We start from the raw sequence: 17,754 nt of genomic DNA on the forward strand, positions 1-17,754 counted from the left end.
TGCAGGCTTCAAAACTCTTTCACAATTATTTGAGGATTCTAGAGTTCTGACGAAATCTGATGCAACCTTGTTCGACCAGACCATCAACAAACGGCGACAAGGAAGACGACAAATTGGCGACGACCACCCATCCCGCCTAACCAAGGCAGGGAATGTCCGTTGCTCGACGAACGTCGATAATTGTCGTAAGTAGCAACAATCAATGAAGATCAGACTTCAAGGTGAGCTCTGGCCTGACAGCGAAACAGCAATCCGAATGCAAATTACCTGTTTTGCTGATGTCGCGAGATCGTTTCTGCCAATGCCAATGCTTTCAGCTGGCCCCGGGCCTTGTTCATCGTTTCCTCATACTCGCTGGCTGGAACGCTGTCTGCGACCAGCCCTGCACCGACCTGAACATAAGCCTTGCCGTTCATCATGACGATGGTCCGCAAGGCAATGCAGGTATCCATATTTCCGGTGTAATCGATGTACCCGACGGCACCTGCGTATGGACCTCGGCGATGCTTCTCGAATTCGTCGATGATTTCCATCGCTCGAACTTTCGGAGCCCCGGAAACGGTTCCTGCTGGCAACCCTGCCCTCAAGGCAGCCAACGCGGAGAGTTCAGGTCGCAGCTTACCGTAAACATTGGAGGTAATGTGCATCACGTGGCTGTAACGTTCCACGACCATGACATCGTTCAACGTCACCGAGCCGTACTCAGCAATTCGTCCGACATCGTTTCGGGCGAGATCGATCAACATCACATGCTCGGCCCGTTCTTTGGGATCTGCAAGTAATTCTGCCGCGAGTGCCTGATCCTCTTCTTCGGTGGCTCCGCGTGGGCGAGTTCCAGCTAATGGTCGAATTGTGGCTGTCCCTTCTTCCACACGAACCATGATTTCAGGAGAGCTCCCCACCAGTGTGCAATTGGGGGTCTCCAGCAGGAACATGAAGGGGCTCGGATTCACAACACGCAGAGCTCGATAGACCTCCATTGGGGTTGAATTCGTATCAACTTCCAATCGTTGGCTGAGAACAACCTGAAAGATATCGCCAGCGCGAATGTATTCCTGACACGCACGGACAGCATTCTCGTATTCTTCTCGCGTGCAGTCCGATTTCCACGGGGGAAGTTCATTTAAGGTCAGATCGACGTCAGGCATCGTCAGCCCGCAATCGTTCTGCTGCAGCTTCTGACAGAGTGCGTCTAATTTCGAACAGGCGAGATCGTACTCGGCTTTCAGATCAGGAACGTCCGTTTTTGCATGAACAACCAGAATCGTTGTTTTGCGAATATGATCAAAGATGATCATCGAGTCATACAATGCAAACGAAAGATCAGGGAGCTTTCGGTCATCTTCAGGAGCATTCGGCAGTCGTTCGGTATATCGAACAACGTCGTAGCCAGCGTACCCAACTGCTCCGCCAGTGAATCGTGGCAGGCCGGGCAATGTGATTGACTGATACTGCTTCAACAGGCACTCGAGCTCGTTGAGCGGATCGTTAACTGTGCGACGTTCTTCTTTTCCTTCACTGGTCGTGATCACTTCTCGATCGAACGCCTCGATACGCAAAAATGGATCGCCCCCGAGAAACGAATACCGACCGATCCGTTCGCCACCGACAACGCTTTCGAACAGGAACGAACCTGACTTCCAACCGGCTTTGCAATAGGCCGACACCGGTGTCAACGTGTCGCTGTAAAGCACACGATACACCGGCACCAGGTTCGCCCCTGAAGCAAATGACTGGAAATCCGAAAACGACGGATGGTGCATAACGGCCGGGCCTGCTTTCCACATTCGATGACACGACTCTCAAACTGGTCTGTGAGTCCTGCCTCGACAAACCTGCTGAAACGAGAGCAGACGGAATCGGTGCTGATGGGATCTGAACCTGTAAATTCCCACTGCCAGTTGACCGAACTGCTCGCTTCTCCACATCTTAACGACTTCGCTCGCCGCAACAATCAACGGCAATCCTTGTCCTGAGCGCTGGAATCAGCATTTACCAACAAAAAAGAACCGGAGGACCAAAGCCCCCCGGTTCTCGACGCTGTTTCCAACGTTCAACACATTTTCAGATTAGAACTGGCCCCATCCGAATGGAAGTTCCCCGAAGAGGTTTGGTCCTGTGAACCCAAATCCATTTGCCATCCCTGCACCGGTGATGATCCCTGGATCATCCAGATTAAACAGGGCGCCTGGTGCTCCAATCAAGACTCCACCAATCGTGTTGGTTGCAGAGTAACGGATACGGAAGGTGCTGTTCCCCATCCCGTCGTATTCCCATGTCCCGCCTTGAGCTGGGGGATCTGGATTAAGGGTGCCAGTTGATGGGTCACCTGGGTCGGATCTCCAATCAGACCGCAGACGAGTCGCATTTCGACGACGAGCGTTGCTTGAAAACGGTCCATTCGGTGTTGTTCCTGTAAAGGTATTCAACCGAGATTTGAACGGATCTGCATTGCTGTAGAACGCACCGACCTGATTGTCCGGTGTCACGTTCGTTGTTGTGTTCTCGTTATTCGCAGTCATCGAATCCATGATGTTTCCACCAAAGATCAGATCAAGTCGTGCCAATGGGTCCGCCTGGTAGAAAGTGACAGTGAACTCGGTCGCTGACCATGTCCCGGTAGTAGTACCTGGATCGACAGTCGAAGTGAACGAATGAACGAAGAAGTCATCCCCTTGGTTCCCTGAGAAGCGATTGTTCTCAACTGTTGCCACCACCCCGGAAATTCCGCCAATCGCAAAAGGAGCGTCCTGTGCATAAGGAGAGAATGGGTTATACGGTTGAGTATCTGACATCGAACTCACACCAGCTGTCGTTCCAATTCGCATCACCAAACCGGTTGCTGGGAAGTTCGTCACAGCATTCCCGTTACCGTTGATTTGGTTTTCAAGGATGTCGATCGTCAGGTGATAAGCTGCACCGATAGATCCGGTTTGCTCCAAAATTGTACTACTTGTTGTTGCGGCACTTTGGTTACCAGAGTTGGACGTGACCAGATAGATCCCTTCTTGCTGGTTACCTGCGACCTGGTTCTGCTGAATCAGGACTTCGCCACGCACTTCCCCAATATTCCCAAAGTTAATCGATGGGAATGCACCCACAATGCCAGCGATCCGTCCAACGTCTGGATCCGTGTTATCTGAGTCTGTAGGATCCGTGTCGAGCGTCGGACGCATCAGCATGTCGATACCGCGGCCGGTATTGCTATTGATCGCATTGTTCGTCAGCTCGAGCCGTGAGTCATACGCAAAGCCGTTGGAATCGTAGCTTGGCTCAGCAATCCACTGAACACCGTCACCGTTGTTCGACGAGATGACGTTGTTATAAGCAATCACGTTCTGGTAGTAAGCCGTGATCGGTGTAAACACTGACGAGGATGGCTGACCGCCAGTCTCGAACATGCTTCCAGTCACATTCAACCCTGCCATTCCCAGGTTATTGAACCCGGTATCCGTTCCGTTGTAAGCAATCGTGTTGTGAGCGATTGTGTAGAGACCACCGCCGGTAATATCGATCCCGTCTCGTCCGTTGTAGGCAATGATGTTGCCGTTGGTCACGTTCGTTCCGTAGATCGTGTTATTGACAGGTCCAACTCCGATGAACAGACCACCGTTCAGGTTGTTAATCGGATCACCTGCGTTAGTCCGGAAGTCAATCCCGTCATCTGCGTTATAGCGGATGACGTTGTTGGTCCAGGTTCCGCTGATTGATCGAGAGTCGGCAGTTGTGCCTGATTGTTCCCAAGCCAGAATCCCGTTCATCGAGTTGTTCTCAATGAAGTTACGCTGAGCGACAGTTGCGTTGATAGCAGGAGTGCTTTGAGCAAACCCGATGTTTGCAAACATGTCGGCATCGCCCATGACCTTCAACTCGATCCCGTTCTGGTTATTCGAGAAGACGTTGCCCCAGGCATAGAAGGTGTCACGACCAACATCCAGATAGTCAGAGTTTGCTGATGTCACCTTGAGACCGGCACCGTTCAGGTTGCCCATCGCAGTGTTACGGGAGACCGTCAGGTTATTCACGTTACCGCGAATATCTCGGAGGATTTCAATCCCGTTCATGCCGTTACCTTGGCCAGCTGCAGTCGTCCCCAGAATGTTCTGGTCGATGATGAAGTTGTTCAGCTGAGCAAAGTTCGACAGTCCCGGATCTGCATTTGCTCCCCCAAGGGCCAGCAAGATCCCGTTCCCAGCATTCCCTGTGAAGGTGCTGCCTCTGATGCTTCCTGTGAGTGTTGCCGTATCGCGAGCGATGAGAGCAACACCGTCTCCGTTGAAGTTGTCAGTATTAATACTGTCAGCCAGAGCGTTGGTGAAGGTTCCGTTTTCAATCTTCACATCAGCGGTGGCATCACCTTCGAAGATGATCCCGATGTGTGCCCCACGGTTGTCAGCAAATTGATTGCGGTTGGCATTGTTTGGAGTGACAAGCTCGAGCTCCATGCTTCCGCCATTGACGACCCCACCGATACCGAATGCTGTGTTTGCGTTTCCACCGATGAACTGATTTCGCAGCAGGTTGGTGAGAACGATATCAACATTCTGGGTATTCAACAGAATCCCTGATGTTCCAGAACCAGTCCGGTTAAACAGGTTTTCCACTGCAGAATCGATTGTGACTGACGAAGCAGCTGGATTGACAATTCCCCCGAGGCTTCCGATGTACAGGCCAGCTTCACCGTTGTCGTTGAACGAGTTTCCGTTCATGAACGGGACGATGACGTTTCCACCGTTGCTGGCGAGGATTGCCAGACCATGGACACCGTTGCCAGAGAAGTTCTGAGAACGAACGGCACCTGTCGGACGACCAACAATTCCGTTTGACACCCAGATACTGCCGTCAGTTTGAGCGAAGGCTTTCCCTGTCAGGTCAATCACTCCGCCAGTCTGAGCGTCGATCACGACCCCATTCTCACTGTTCCCGGTGAAAGTATTCCCCACCAGTGCAGTATTGATCTGGCCACCGTCTGTTGCTCGCAGAACCAGACCTGAGCCTGTTGGAACGCCGACAGTTGAACCATTGCCAGTGAAGGTGTTCCCGAAGGTTGCTCCCTGACTTTGATAACCGAAGTACATGTCGACAGTCGCACCATTTGATGCAGACACAACCAGACCGTCTCCACCGTTGCCGCTGAAGGTACTGCCGACGATTGGCGAGAGAACTTCGAAGGTTGAAGTGACTCCGTCAACGTTAATCGCCAGTCCACCACCGTCGTTGCCGGTGATTGTCAGGTTACTCAGGCTGCCGATCTGAACTTGAGAATCAATAATATTGAAGGTCATCCCTGTGCCAGCATTGCCAGCAAGATCATTCCCCTGGAAGGTTGGAGTACCAAGGAAGTTCAACTGACCTTGAGAGATGATATCCAGGATCAATCCGTCGCCATCGTTGTCGCTGGTGGTGTTGTTCTGGAAGGAATACAGGTTCAGAACACTGGTTCCATTCGTTCCGTCTGTTGACAGCAGGAAGGCTTTTCCGCCATCAGTCATTGGAGCGGTCGACTGAGCAACGGTGTTGCCGTTCATTGTCAGGTCGATCGTTGCACTTTCGCCTGGAGCTGGAGCCACGAGGACTTCAATTCCGTTGGCACTGCGAAGAACAGTGTTGTTGAGAATCCCGGTCTCGCCGCCGTCCACGGTTGGAGCACTGGCGTTGATGGTTCCGCGTTCAGCAAGAACACGAATCCCGACGCCATCACGAATTCCGTTTCCGTTCAGATCTTCATCGGCATCAATGATCCCGTCGAAGTCCTGATCCACACCGGCTGTGGTTTCATCATTCAGGATGCCGTTTGCATTCGCATCTTCATCAATTCCACGGATCACGTTGCCGCGAATCAGCAGGTCAAGAATTCCCATTCCCTGATGAGTGACACTAATGCCGGAGGACGATGGATAATCGTTGTCCAGGTTGGTGTTCCCTGCGACGGAGTTGTTCTCGATGATCCCGTATGAGTTCAAACCAGCACCGGTATTAGTGGTGATGTTGATCCCGTTAATGATGTTCTCGATTGCGTTGTCGTGAATATTGAATGACTGAATCGCAGTTCCTGAGATCCCGTCAGCTGTGTTCCCACCGTCAATACGGAAGCCAACGACTTCGTTATTGTTCGCGAGAGTGATCACAGCACGAGTTGGGTCAGCAGCACCAGAGTTGGTCAGCAGCGGAGCTGGTCCATCGCTTGAAGGCAGGGCAACAACCCCCTGGTCCGTTGTAATCGAACGGTTCAGGCCCTGGCCGACCAGAATCTGGTCATCCAGCAATGTGATACCGGTATTCAGGTTGGCATCGGTGTCGTCTGTTCGACGGAAGACATAGATCAGCTGGTAGTCAGCTTTGTCCACATCGTTATCAAACTGGAAGACCGAATCGAAGTGTTCTGGATCGTTGATGTCGTTTGGATCGATGAACGCAACGTTGATAATCGCGCCATTCTTGGTCGCGAGAATCGTCTGAGTTCCTTCTGTCTGTCGTACAGGTACTCGGTACCGACGTTGAACAGACTGAGTCATGTAAGACTGAACTGGAGCACGACGGAACCAGCGTGATGCGCGACGGGTTGGAATGGTGTACTCGAAGTTCACCGAAGCCATCGAATCAAACACCTTGTCATAGGTGTAGATTGTATTCAACCAGAAGTTTTCACTGATCTGGGCCTGAGCACGGGCACTCACCCCAGTTGCACTTCCGACTTCACTGTTGTTCAGGACGTAAGCACCGATTCCGAAATCGAAACCGTACTGCCCCAGAAATGGCATTGGGACAGCTGCTTCAACGTCGTAGCTTTCGTAAGCGTCTTCACGCATGAACGATTGCAGGATCGAAATATTCTTACCTGTGAACGAGGTTCCACCAGGAACATTCTGCACGTTGAATTTCGCAGTTGTTTCCCCGACTGGAACAGCAAAATTCCCTCGCAGGCTGAAGTACTCGCCGATGGACTCGAAGCTACCGCCGACCTGGCTAAAGGAGCGACTATGGCCGTCGTCGAAGTCCCACCATGCGGAAGCCCCCCAAACGCGATCGCGTCCCGGGCTATACTTGCGAATCCCCCCCCCGAGATTGGCAGCAGCCAACCCGTAGTCGGTCACGTTGATTCGGGGGTTCACCCAGAACAACGTATCATTAGGGCTACCGAACAGCGGAACAAACGCATTGAACTGCGTGTATCCACCATCGTAGCCATATTGATCGATATTGACGCGGCCCATGCGCCAGAAGATTTCATTGCGGGCGGCCATGCTGGCATAGCCAAGACCACCGTCCCCCACAAATGTCGTCCCGGAGTATTCAGGCGCGACTGGCCCCAGAACCGCCTCTGGAGCGAAAGGATCAGGTCCCTGTGCTGGCACAGAGAATTCCCCCTGCACCTGTGTGACACTTCCTGATGGACTCTGCCCGAGCCGAACTGATCCCGATTCGTCAGAGAAGGCAAATGGCCCTGCCCCTGAGTAAGGATCAGCTGTGAAGGCGTCTGATTGAGACCAGGCCGGCGATGCCACACCTAGGCAGATCGCAATCAGAGCTAGCCAGCGCTTACGTGCGTGTTTCATCGATTGCTCCAGCATCCTGCTGACAATCTCTCTTTCGAGGGGGGAAAATCCTAAAGGAACAATTCAGATCCGCTGAATCGCACCTCTTCCACCATTTCAAGGCATGGCCCAAACATGGCGGTCCTATCGACAATGACAGTTAATCTGATCAATCGTCCTGATGGACATGCGGAATTGAACGGAAAAGCGGTTCGGGATGGATTTAGCGGTTAATCGTTCTTTTACTTACTTTCCGAGATTCGTCGAGACGTCCCATCTCCCCTAGACGATACGATTCGAAATCGTCGCCCCCCCACCTGCAAAAACTGCCGGAGAATGTTGTAAGGAATGAGTCGCTTTTTGCCGGTGAATTCAATAGGGTATTGAAATTACATGTAGACAAACCGGACGCTTTACTAAGCGATCGTTGTGTGTTGCGTCTTTTTTAATGAACTCGTGAGGAGAGAATTCAATGAAGAAGCTTTGTGCTGTACTGACAGTTGCTCTGATGGGAACATGGACACTCGGTTGCGCTCCAAAGACCGAACCAGCCGCTCCTGCTGCTCCAGCTACCGAAACCGCTCCAGCACAGCCAAAGGAAGGTGAAGCACCTGCAGCTGCGCCAGCCGCTGCTCCTGCTGAAACTCCAGCTGCTGCTCCAGAAGGCGGAAGCGCATCTAAGTAATTTACGGCAAGAACTGCTTTCCAGCCGTTCTTGTTTGATGCCTCAGCCTTGAGCGTCAACTTCTCGAACCTTAGTTCAAGCAGTTGGCAAAAAGCTTAAAGGTGACACTCAACGAGCTGCGTCAATCGTTGTGGCAATAAAAAAAAGAAGCCTCCGTGTGATTTCACTCGGAGGCTTCTTTCATTGGCGCTTCAAACTTTGCACTCTTCTCGGATTAGATGATCCTGTCAGATGATCCCTTGGAGAGGTCCTCCCGGAGCAGCAAGGGCATCCACACGACGCGTTACCTCCGGATCTTCAATCAGCGGAGGAGCGTGATGCGGCTTAATACGAGCATCGATCATAAGCGACCCATTACAGCCCCAATGCTTCTCCTTCACATGTGATTCAATTCCCTCGATATCTGCCGCAGGATTACTCCGCGTGAAGACTGCCCACAGGAAGTTGTTCAGACTTCTGGCAACAAACTCTGAGTCATCGACCAGCACAATCAGAGGGAAGCGATTGATCGGGTGCTGCGCAGTAAATGCCGCTGCGAATCGGGCAGCCGTCCCGTCTTGATACGAACGGCATTCAGGTACTTGAATCGCCAGAACCCCCGGCATGACGACGCTCGGAGAACGAAACCCGTCTGGCAAGTTCAAATTCGCAGGAACGGTTTCGGGAAGTGAGCGTCTTCGTTGACCAGCGGCCGCGATCACCAGCTTCGACCCGGTATTCAATCCATGACCAGTGTAGTCGAGCGTATCAATGGTAGTTCGCGTCTGGAAATGAAGATCATTCGACCAATCGACACGTTCCAGCACGTGAACAAGGAACTTCTCGATATCATGCAAGTCGAGCGAGCGGTCATCTTCTTCGGCAGCAATGATCAAATACTTCGCAAGCGACAGCTGCCCTTGCCCAAGGATCGCATTCGCCTGAGTCAGGATCTCCTGCGGGCGTCTTTCTGCAGAATATGGCGTATACCGTTCACTGCCGATTGCCAGTAGTAGCGGATGCACTCCTGCGGCATCGACGGCATGAACTTCCTTCACCCCAGGCAGAACTGACGGAATTGCCGGTCCAGTGATTTCATGAATGATCGCCCCGAATGACGTATCCTCCTGCGGAGGGCGTCCCACGACCGTAAACGGCCAGATCGCATCCTTCCGATGCCAGACCCGATCAACACTCACAACTGGAAAATCATGCTGTTGACTGTAATACCCCAAGTGATCGCCAAATGGTCCTTCCGGGAGTAACTGCGTCGGATCAATTGAACCAGAAATACAGAAATCGGCTTCGGCGATGAGCGGAAGATGATTCGTCTGGCGAACAAGCCCGACCCGACGTCCTCCGAGCGCTCCGGCGAACGTCAACTCAGAAAGCCCTTCCGGGAGTGGCATGACAGCAGACAAAATCATCGACGGAGGACCGCCCACCGTGATATTGACCGGCAGTCTCTCCCCTCTTCGAATCGCAGCGGCATGATGGACGCCGATGCTTCGATGAATCTGATAGTGAAGCCCCACCTGCTGATTCAGTGCATAGCGATTCCCGGACAACTGAACCCGATACATTCCCAAGTTGGATTTTTGCCAGCCACGGTGATCTGGGTGCTCGGTATAGACAGCCGGAAGCGTAATAAACGGGCCACCATCGTCTGGCCAGGACTTCAACGCAGGTAATCGATCGATCCGAGTCTGCCCACCAAGAATCGGGCCCCGACGAAGATACTTCGGTTGCATTGCCCAAGCCGTAGGCAGTGCTCTCGCATACCGAAACGGCTTCTTCAAAGCCTCTGCTGGGTCGATTTTCAGTTCAACGAGCCGACGGACCAGCCCCAGTGTGTCCCGGAAGAGAAAACGTGTTCGCTCGATCGTTCCAAACAGGTTTGACACCATTGGAAATGGCGTCCCGGTCACACGCTCAAACAGCAGCGCAGGTCCACCGGCCTGATAAACGCGTCTCTGAATTTCCGCGGCCTCAAGATTCGCAGAAATCTCTGTCGAGATTCGAATCAGTTCGCCGTTCCGTTCCAGATCGAGAACGCACTCACGGAGATTTCGATACCCCATGACATGACCACTTCATCGTTTTGTGCTGAATTCAGGTTGCTCCTCCGCACCGGACGAAACAACCTAACAGCACACCGTAACTGGGACAGATGTAAATTGAATGCTGCCAGATCATAGTCCATGCAGATCGCGAAAGACGACCCCATGAAAACGACAAACCGCACACAGAATGCATGCGGTTGGACGAAAATTTGAAATCCAGCAAACTGAACTCAGCAGAGAATCAAAAGACTTCTGTCGCAAAATTACTTGGCGACGTCTGCCAGTTTTGGTTCGAGGTAATTCACTGTGCTGTTCATGGTGATCAAGTGCTCGTACTCGTTCTCTGGAATCTGAACGCGATACTGCTTGCGAAGTTCCATGACAATGTCGAGGAAGTCCATGCTGTCGAGTTCCATCTGTTCGCGAAAAGCGACAGAATCATCGAGATTGGACAGATCTTCGTCCGGTGCAATCCGTTCCAAGATGTCGATAATGACTTCGCGAATCTCAGGCCGCGTCATTCCGTTGCTTCCTCGTCATTGCTGAGCACCCGGAAGAAGTCCGGGAGCAATTTTCCGTTGCCAATTGAAATCCGGGAGAACTGACGGCCCGGACTCATGTTTGATCAGCCCGGCGAATCCCCTGACGGAAGACGATGCCGAATCCAATCAGGCGTAAACACCGCCATGTTCCGCTGGGAACTTCTTCACTATCACAACGGAGTTAATCCCGAGCATTCCGAACGAGTTGTTCAGAATATACTCGACCTTCTCCATATGACGCGGGCGGTTTGCGACCACCTGGCGCAGTTCACAACGTGGATCCTGCTGATCAAGGTTGATTGTAGCGTGGGCAATCCGGTCCGCAAAGGAAGGGATATTTCCAAGCAATTCCAACGCGCCAGCCGCTCCCATCGCATGTCCGATGAAGCTCTTTGTATTATTAATCGCCAAGGATGGTCGATCCCCAAAGACCTCGTGCAGAGCCTTGGATTCTTCGATATCCCCCTGCTCCGTGGCAGTTGCATGGCTGGAGACAATATCAATGTCGTCCGCAGTCAATCCGGCTCGCCCCAGTGCCAAACGCACACACTCGGCCTGTCTCGTGCTCGATGGAAGCACGAAATCCAGCGCATCCGAGTTCATGGCGTAACCGACAATTTCCCCGTAAATCTTTGCCCCACGAGCAATTGCATCAGGAAGGCGTTCGAGAGTACAGATTCCGCCCCCTTCTGAGACAATAATTCCGTTTCGATTCACATCAAACGGGCGGCAGGCCTTTGATGGATCCTCATGCCACGCCAGAGCCCCCTGGCTCGCGAAGCTGGAGAAAATCCCAAAAGTGTGAATGCTTTCTGAAATCCCACCAGCGATTGCCAAGTCGACTTCATTCAGACGAAGCATCTGCAGGCCATAAATGAAGCCTGCGTTTCCAGCGGCACAAGCGGCTCCCACCGTCAGGTGTGGCCCTGTGATCCCCATATTCAGGGTGACTTCACCCGCCGGATTATTGGCAACGGTCCGCGGATTATGGTGGTGCGACCAGACTTTGGTGTCGTAATCGAACTGCGAAATCTCGTAGATCTCGTTCTCGGTCTCGACGTTCCCGTGTTCTGTGATGCCTAAATATACGCCCACACGGTCTTTGCGGTAATTGGGCCAGTCAAGTTTCGAGTCTTTGACCGCTTCGTTTGCGCAGTAAATTGAAACGGAACCCGCTCTGGTTCCCCGACGTCGTTCCTTCTTCTTTTGATAAAGGAACTCGTCGAAGTGGCACACCCCAGCTAGGACGGGATGCTTCACATATCGCGTTTCAAATGGAATAACGCCTGACTTTCCTGCCAGCAAAGCGGCACGATAGTCAGTGAGGTTATCACCATTGGGGGCGGCGAGGCCAACACCCGTAATGACAATGCGGTTCGGATCTTGCAGTGATTCAGACATTGATTGCTGCCGATGACAACGAATCAGCGGAGGGTAACCAAGGCACTCCGGGGAAACAAGCAGACGGCATCACAAACCAAAGACCTTGGATTCGTTTGGTCGCTCCTGCTCCATTTTGAAATTTTCCGCCCGGCCATTTGTCATGAGCCAGAAAGAACGCCCCAAGCGTGGAACTGGTGTCCACTCGGTATTCAAAATTGAGATCAGTTGCGAAGTTCTCCGCCGCGGCAAATCCTAAGTAGTTCTGAGTTCTCTGACACCCAATTCACTCAGAGATTCTCGCGAAAATGCAAGGAATGTGAAGTTCAAGGAGTTTTCACTGTGGAAAGATAGAGCAACACGGAAGACCCGGAGGATTTTGCAAGTTCGGGATGGAGCATCGCCGTTGCACATTTCTGCGCATCCAGATGATGCGACACCCATCGAACTTTGAAGATGCGTGTCTCCCCTTGCAGTAAAGACGATCCGAAAGTTCCGAACCTGCCTTTGGAATCAGGGAACCATGCCGATCACGCACTGACCATCGTGGCGATTGGTTTGGTCTGCTCGAAACGTTCGCACGCAATTTTCGCGATTGCAAGCATGGGAACTGCCAGGAATGCTCCGCCGACTCCCCAAAGCCAGCCCCCGAAAATCAGAGCCAGAAAAACAAGAATCGGGTTCAAGCTCATTGAGCGGCCTAGCACACTGGGTGTCACCAGATTCCCTTCAATTGCAGAAAGCAACAGGAAGACGAGGGGAGCCACCATCGCATAAATCAGACTGTCGAACGTGAGCATCGAAATAAGAGCGATGACCAACACGCCCACCAATGCACCAAAAACAGGAATGTAATTCAGTGCAAAGATGAGAACGCCCCAGAGTGCCGGATTGGGAAGCCCCATCACCCACAAGACAATTCCTGTCGCCACTCCCAGCCCCAGGTTGATAGCAGTCACGATCGAAAGATAGGAAGCAATACCTCGTTCCACATCGTAGACGAGCTCAACCGTCCGCTTCTTATCCGAATATGACCCGAGCAATCTCAGCAGATTGTTAAGCAACGTGTCGCCGAACGCGAGGAAGAAGTAGGTCAGTCCGATCACAAGGAGAAGACTCGTAATAAAGTCACTTGTGTTTGCCAGCAAAGAAATGTTTGTTGAGATTCGAGATTGCGCGATCTCAACAGTGACAGGCGCTCCGGCCGCACCTCCTGAAGTCGAGGTCATCGCCAGGTATTGCTCGACGAGGTCACTCAGCGGTTTGAACTGCGAGGCAACATTTGCCAGCTTGGTCTTGACCTTATCAACGTTCTCAGGAAACGAATGCAACCATGCTTTTGCTGGATCCGAAAGTCGAATCGTCCCTAAAACAGTTACCGCCAGTATCAGCAGAATGATCAATCCTGCCCCCACCGGATCTGGAAGCTTCCAGCGTCTTAGCTTGCGAACGATCGGGCGTAACGCGAGTGCCGACAAAACGGCAAGTGTCACCGGGAGCATCACTGCCCGTGCTTGATGCAGAACCCCGACTACGGCAAAGAACGCAAGGATTCCCAAGAAAATCGTCTGAATCTGCTGAAAACGAAACAAACGGTATTCGCGTCTCACACGCAACTCTTCCGCTTCTCGAGCAGCAACCTCAGTGTCCAATTTCTCTTCAATTGCTTGAGGAACAACGATCCCAGTAAGCGGTTGAACCGAGTGATTGACGGAATCAGGGATTGCGGACACATCCCCTATGCTTGCCATCGCGGCGTCAACTTCGTCGACAGACTTCGACGAAATAGTCTTCCGGTCTGGCGGACCAGACAACGATGAGTCCATCTATCCTCCAGGTGTACATCACGACAAATCATTTTCACTCAGATGCGATTGTCAACTACTCACAATAAACATGAACGCCGAATCGTAGATCTCCAGTCGTCCCTCTATAAATTAAACGTGGACGTCATCAATCCGGCACAACATTGAGGTTGGCAGAAGAAGACTGTCCACGCTTGGTCAAGAACATCTTGAAATTTCGAACAGAACTCACCAGGGCTTCAGTTTCCATCCCAAGACAAATCCAGCGCCGAAGCACCAAAGTGCAGCCATTTCTGGTTTTTCTTTAGCATAAGCTTTCGCGTAGTTCACGATATCATCAAAGGGAGTAACTTCACGGCCTTCATTTCCTTCTTCTTGCGATCCAGCTTTCACAGTCGCTGAACTCACTTTAGGATTTGCCATCGTATTGCCTCCTGATGGATAAGGGGTGAGTGAATATCGATTGATTTTCAGTGGGATGCATGCATCCCACTGATGTTCCATTTCCCAGCCGTTTCGAATAGCGACCTATTCGTCATCTTTGCTCAGAATTGATCGCAGCCAGACCAGGTTCTCCCTAAACTCTGCTTGCGATCGCTGAAGCTTCGAACCGGCCACGGTCAGGCGATTCACGCTGCCGAGGAGAATTCCGGTTCCCAGCACGAAGGCGGCTCCAGACACAATCAGCTTTGCCATGTCGCCCGAGAGTCCGGAATAATTTTCGACAATGTCGGCGACTCCGAAGAGCATGACTGTCAGGGATGCCAACAAGATCACGAGGCTGACACAGGCTCCGACTGCTCCCACCTTGCCAATCTGCCAGAACTCCGTCAGATCAATGCTGAGTAACTGAAGCTGAAGATCTGTTAATCGCAAGACATCTTTAAGTATCCCGGTGGCCCCGGACCTTACTTTGGAGTAAGCGTTCGGTGGAATCGAATCCGCTACAGTCTTCTCTTCAAAAGGAGTCCCAATCCGATTCCTCCCGCCAACGCCAGGCTGATCCCCAATACCGGATTGTTTCTGATCCATTGTGAGATCCCACTTTCAATCGTCTTTATCTTCGAAGATTGCTGTTCCGTGGCAGCAGGAGTTGCTGCCAGTACTGAAGCTGCCTTTCGTCCATTACGGGTATGAATCATACAATACATTTAATGTTACGTTCTGGTATTTCTGTTAGGTACTTCTTGTGGCAAGTCTCTCCCGGCGACTTCCTTCAGGATCGTTTCCTTCACAAAATGTGAGGCGTAGGAGACACCTGATTTCACCAGAGTATTTAATGCGAGTGCTCCAAGTGAGAGGATCAAGCCACTCTTCACTTCGGAAGGCTGCTCTGATTCGATCGGAACACCGGCCGTTTGATCAGCGATTTTCTGTGACACTTCCGGATCGAGATACACTCGCGACACCACTTGATGTTTCTTCGCTGGAACGAGCATGAACCCCAATAAAGCAGCCCCCACGGAGCAGGCGACAGGATTGCGGACGACATAGTATTTCCAGCTGAATAATTGCTCCGCTTCGGTAAGTAGTTCCCCAACGTCCGAGTCCACTCGACGGCGAATTCGGTGCATTTGAAGCTGCAACCTGTCCACATCCGATTCAGAGGCCATGTTCATTCCTGCTGATGTGAGATTACCATCTCCCTCCAGACGCTGACGTTCGGACTGCATCTTCCAAGAACTTCAACAGCACAAATTGGATACAGCCCAGACGGCAACGCCCGGCGTTCTTTCCGCACGCAATGAGACCGGCTCGCCTGAGATCAATGAGCGTTTCGCCCCTTCCAGTCGTTCCTTCGGCCGCGTTGCAGCCTTCCGGTATTAAAGGAAGGCTGAATTCCGCGAGACAAAGACGCTGCATGATTTCGGAAAATACTCTAGCGAGACCAGGCATCTGAAAGCTGTTTCGGAATGACCTGCGACACAGCTTCTGAAATGCGCTGAGCAAGTGATTCCGGATCCATAAGTTTGCGGTGCCGTGGAGTGGTTGCCATCAAGGCGACGATACCCACTCCGACTGCAAACCCCGTTGCAAAGACAGCGCAGACACTTGAGACAGGCTGCTCCTGAATCGTATCGTTTGCCCAACGTGGAATTGCCTGCGCCGATTCACAAACCTGTTCTTCAAACTCTGCAATTCGGTTTTTGATATCCATGAGAATGCTCCTTGAGAAGGCAGGGACAGGCGATCACGTCGCTGCGCTGCAGGCGAGTCACCAGGTCAATCTCATGAGGTCACTTCGCGAGCAAGTCGCAATCGCGCCCAGAAGATTCCCCTGATGGAAATTACCGGAAGCTCTTCCGGCGATCGCCGAGGTCGCCCTGTTTCAGATGCGGTTCAGTTATGCACGGTTCGATCGCATCAGCAGAGCGACGACAACACCAGAGATAATCCCTGCTCCAAAGGCAGCCATCACAGATTCAACAGGGCGGCTGCGGACCATTTTCTTGGCTTCCTGATAGCCTTCGTCCACTTGCCCTTCGACCTGTTTGTAGCCTTCCTGAATTTTCTTTCCGGCTGTATCTGCAAGCTGCTTCGCCGAATCAGCATACTGACGTGCAGATTCAGTCGCCTGCTGGATCGTGTTCTGACCACTGCGGACGCACTTTTCGAGATACTCTTCAATCTCGCGACGAGACTGTCCGGTCTTCTGCTGGATCACCCCAACGAGCTGTTCGGTATCTCCTTTTACCTTTTGAAGTTCGTCGTCTGTCAGTTGCGCCCATTGTTCACGAATCTGGCCTTTAAGCTGTTTCCACTGGCCTTCGAGTTCCTGACGAGAAATCATGGCAATGATCCTTACATCAAAGTCGTAAGAGTTCAAAACTCCATTTCGGTCGAGCTCATAACGCCTTACCGCACATTTACGCGCTCTATCTCGTTGATGCAGACATTATTCACTGGAAGGATGCCTGCTCACAATCAGCTTCAATTTGGAGCGGTGTACAATTCATGTTTTGTTAAACAAGGCGGGGTCTGAGCAAAACCAACTTAATCAATGACGAAGCAAAGCCCATGCCACCAGGTGACCGTCTTCACCGTCATGATCACATCAGAACTTTTCGTTTGCCTCCATAATTTAGCTTCGACACTCTTTTAACTCCCATCGATCACAACGTTTCACAGGGACTTTTAGATTAGGCAGAATCATCCCACCAATGCGGCACAGTCAAGACCGGCGATTCTCAAAGACAATGTCTTCTTTGGTATCTTCTTGAGCGAAACCAACCATTTCGCTTCTGTTCTCCCAAACGCTCTCCTGGAGCGATGATGAGTCCAATGCTCCTACGAGAGTTACTGAAACAATCGGCACCGTATTCCGGCCGAAAATCTGGCCATCAGGGGCTCAGTTGGGAAATGACGAACGTTCCCGGTTAAAGCTGGGGGAATTGGTCGTTCAACGTCCATGCCGGTGGTCGCACTGACTCCGGACTGATCAGGACACCCAATCGTTTCAATCCTGATTTCCGTTAATTCAACAGATTCAAAACGCTGCATTCCAATACATTTCCAGTGTTCTTCCATCAGTTTCCGCACGTCTGTCACTGTGCATAGCAGCCGGTTCTACCAGGATGTCATCCTTACAAGGATAATTGTCCATGAAGGACGAATTTTGACCAAATTCCCGGTCTGTATTGCTTCTTCAAAGACCAATTATCTGCCGCATTTTAATGCACACCGACAGCGCAAGATTCAAGTCCATCTCAGTAACACACGAGCACAAGATCACTTACGACAATTCCACCAGACGAAACATTCAAT

Annotated in this window: 12 protein-coding genes; 1 reads left to right on the forward strand and 11 read right to left on the reverse strand. The window is 51.8% G+C overall.

The features are described 5' to 3' along the window. Positions 1-263: 263 nt before the first annotated feature. The gene (gene trpE, locus SH527x_RS06710; RefSeq protein ID WP_437193881.1) at positions 264-1,763 is read right to left on the reverse strand and encodes an anthranilate synthase component I; all 1,500 of its coding nucleotides are present in this window, start codon (positions 1,761-1,763) and stop codon (positions 264-266) included. A gap of 306 nt (positions 1,764-2,069) precedes the next feature. Further along, positions 2,070-7,556, reverse strand: coding sequence for a beta strand repeat-containing protein (locus SH527x_RS06715; protein WP_437193882.1), 5,487 nt, complete (start codon positions 7,554-7,556; stop codon positions 2,070-2,072). A gap of 451 nt (positions 7,557-8,007) precedes the next feature. Between SH527x_RS06715 and SH527x_RS06720 the strand changes: the two genes are divergently transcribed. After that, positions 8,008-8,220 carry a hypothetical protein gene (locus tag SH527x_RS06720; protein ID WP_437193883.1) on the forward strand — a complete coding sequence of 71 codons (213 nt, stop codon included), beginning with the start codon at positions 8,008-8,010 and terminating at the stop codon, positions 8,218-8,220. Between the two features lie 227 nt (positions 8,221-8,447). Here SH527x_RS06720 and SH527x_RS06725 read toward each other — a convergent pair whose 3' ends face one another. From SH527x_RS06725 to SH527x_RS06765, 9 genes are all read right to left on the reverse strand, one after another. Continuing rightward, positions 8,448-10,280 carry a UbiD family decarboxylase gene (locus SH527x_RS06725; protein ID WP_437193884.1) on the reverse strand — a complete coding sequence of 611 codons (1,833 nt, stop codon included), beginning with the start codon at positions 10,278-10,280 and terminating at the stop codon, positions 8,448-8,450. 245 nt (positions 10,281-10,525) lie between these two features. Further along, a complete protein-coding gene (locus SH527x_RS06730; RefSeq protein WP_437193885.1) occupies positions 10,526-10,783 on the reverse strand; it encodes an acyl carrier protein in 258 nt (85 codons plus the stop codon). Between the two features lie 147 nt (positions 10,784-10,930). After that, positions 10,931-12,205: a beta-ketoacyl-[acyl-carrier-protein] synthase family protein gene (locus SH527x_RS06735; protein ID WP_437193886.1), complete on the reverse strand. Its 1,275-nt coding sequence runs from the start codon at positions 12,203-12,205 to the stop codon at positions 10,931-10,933. Positions 12,206-12,714: 509 nt separating this feature from the next. Next, on the reverse strand, positions 12,715-14,010 hold the full coding sequence (locus SH527x_RS06740; RefSeq protein WP_437193887.1) for an AI-2E family transporter: 1,296 nt from the start codon (positions 14,008-14,010) through the stop codon (positions 12,715-12,717). A gap of 207 nt (positions 14,011-14,217) precedes the next feature. Continuing rightward, the gene (locus SH527x_RS06745) at positions 14,218-14,412 is read right to left on the reverse strand and encodes a hypothetical protein (RefSeq protein ID WP_437193888.1); all 195 of its coding nucleotides are present in this window, start codon (positions 14,410-14,412) and stop codon (positions 14,218-14,220) included. A 105-nt stretch (positions 14,413-14,517) separates the two neighbouring features. After that, positions 14,518-15,021, reverse strand: coding sequence for a phage holin family protein (locus SH527x_RS06750; protein ID WP_437193889.1), 504 nt, complete (start codon positions 15,019-15,021; stop codon positions 14,518-14,520). A 125-nt stretch (positions 15,022-15,146) separates the two neighbouring features. Next, complete coding sequence (locus SH527x_RS06755; RefSeq protein WP_437193890.1) at positions 15,147-15,662, reverse strand: hypothetical protein; 516 nt, start codon at positions 15,660-15,662, stop codon at positions 15,147-15,149. 206 nt (positions 15,663-15,868) lie between these two features. Next, positions 15,869-16,147, reverse strand: coding sequence for a hypothetical protein (locus tag SH527x_RS06760; RefSeq protein WP_437193891.1), 279 nt, complete (start codon positions 16,145-16,147; stop codon positions 15,869-15,871). A 186-nt stretch (positions 16,148-16,333) separates the two neighbouring features. Continuing rightward, positions 16,334-16,780, reverse strand: coding sequence for a CsbD family protein (locus tag SH527x_RS06765; RefSeq protein ID WP_437193892.1), 447 nt, complete (start codon positions 16,778-16,780; stop codon positions 16,334-16,336). Positions 16,781-17,754 lie beyond the last annotated feature (974 nt).

The sequence above is a fragment of the Planctomicrobium limosum genome (assembly GCF_051465645.1).
Taxonomy (GTDB): Bacteria; Planctomycetota; Planctomycetia; order Planctomycetales; family Planctomycetaceae; genus Planctomicrobium.

What these genes read in the sequence shown, in the direction of transcription:
- SH527x_RS06725 (WP_437193884.1), bottom strand. Translation starts at nt 10,280, where the DNA reads ATGGGGTATCGAAATCTCCGTGAGTGCGTTCTCGATCTGGAACGGAAC.
- SH527x_RS06760 (WP_437193891.1), bottom strand. Translation starts at nt 16,147, where the DNA reads ATGGATATCAAAAACCGAATTGCAGAGTTTGAAGAACAGGTTTGTGAA.
- trpE (WP_437193881.1), bottom strand. Translation starts at nt 1,763, where the DNA reads ATGCACCATCCGTCGTTTTCGGATTTCCAGTCATTTGCTTCAGGGGCG.
- SH527x_RS06755 (WP_437193890.1), bottom strand. Translation starts at nt 15,662, where the DNA reads ATGCAGTCCGAACGTCAGCGTCTGGAGGGAGATGGTAATCTCACATCA.
- SH527x_RS06715 (WP_437193882.1), bottom strand. Translation starts at nt 7,556, where the DNA reads ATGAAACACGCACGTAAGCGCTGGCTAGCTCTGATTGCGATCTGCCTA.
- SH527x_RS06735 (WP_437193886.1), bottom strand. Translation starts at nt 12,205, where the DNA reads ATGTCTGAATCACTGCAAGATCCGAACCGCATTGTCATTACGGGTGTT.
- SH527x_RS06765 (WP_437193892.1), bottom strand. Translation starts at nt 16,780, where the DNA reads ATGATTTCTCGTCAGGAACTCGAAGGCCAGTGGAAACAGCTTAAAGGC.
- SH527x_RS06745 (WP_437193888.1), bottom strand. Translation starts at nt 14,412, where the DNA reads ATGGCAAATCCTAAAGTGAGTTCAGCGACTGTGAAAGCTGGATCGCAA.
- SH527x_RS06720 (WP_437193883.1), top strand. Translation starts at nt 8,008, where the DNA reads ATGAAGAAGCTTTGTGCTGTACTGACAGTTGCTCTGATGGGAACATGG.
- SH527x_RS06730 (WP_437193885.1), bottom strand. Translation starts at nt 10,783, where the DNA reads ATGACGCGGCCTGAGATTCGCGAAGTCATTATCGACATCTTGGAACGG.
- SH527x_RS06740 (WP_437193887.1), bottom strand. Translation starts at nt 14,010, where the DNA reads ATGGACTCATCGTTGTCTGGTCCGCCAGACCGGAAGACTATTTCGTCG.
- SH527x_RS06750 (WP_437193889.1), bottom strand. Translation starts at nt 15,021, where the DNA reads ATGGATCAGAAACAATCCGGTATTGGGGATCAGCCTGGCGTTGGCGGG.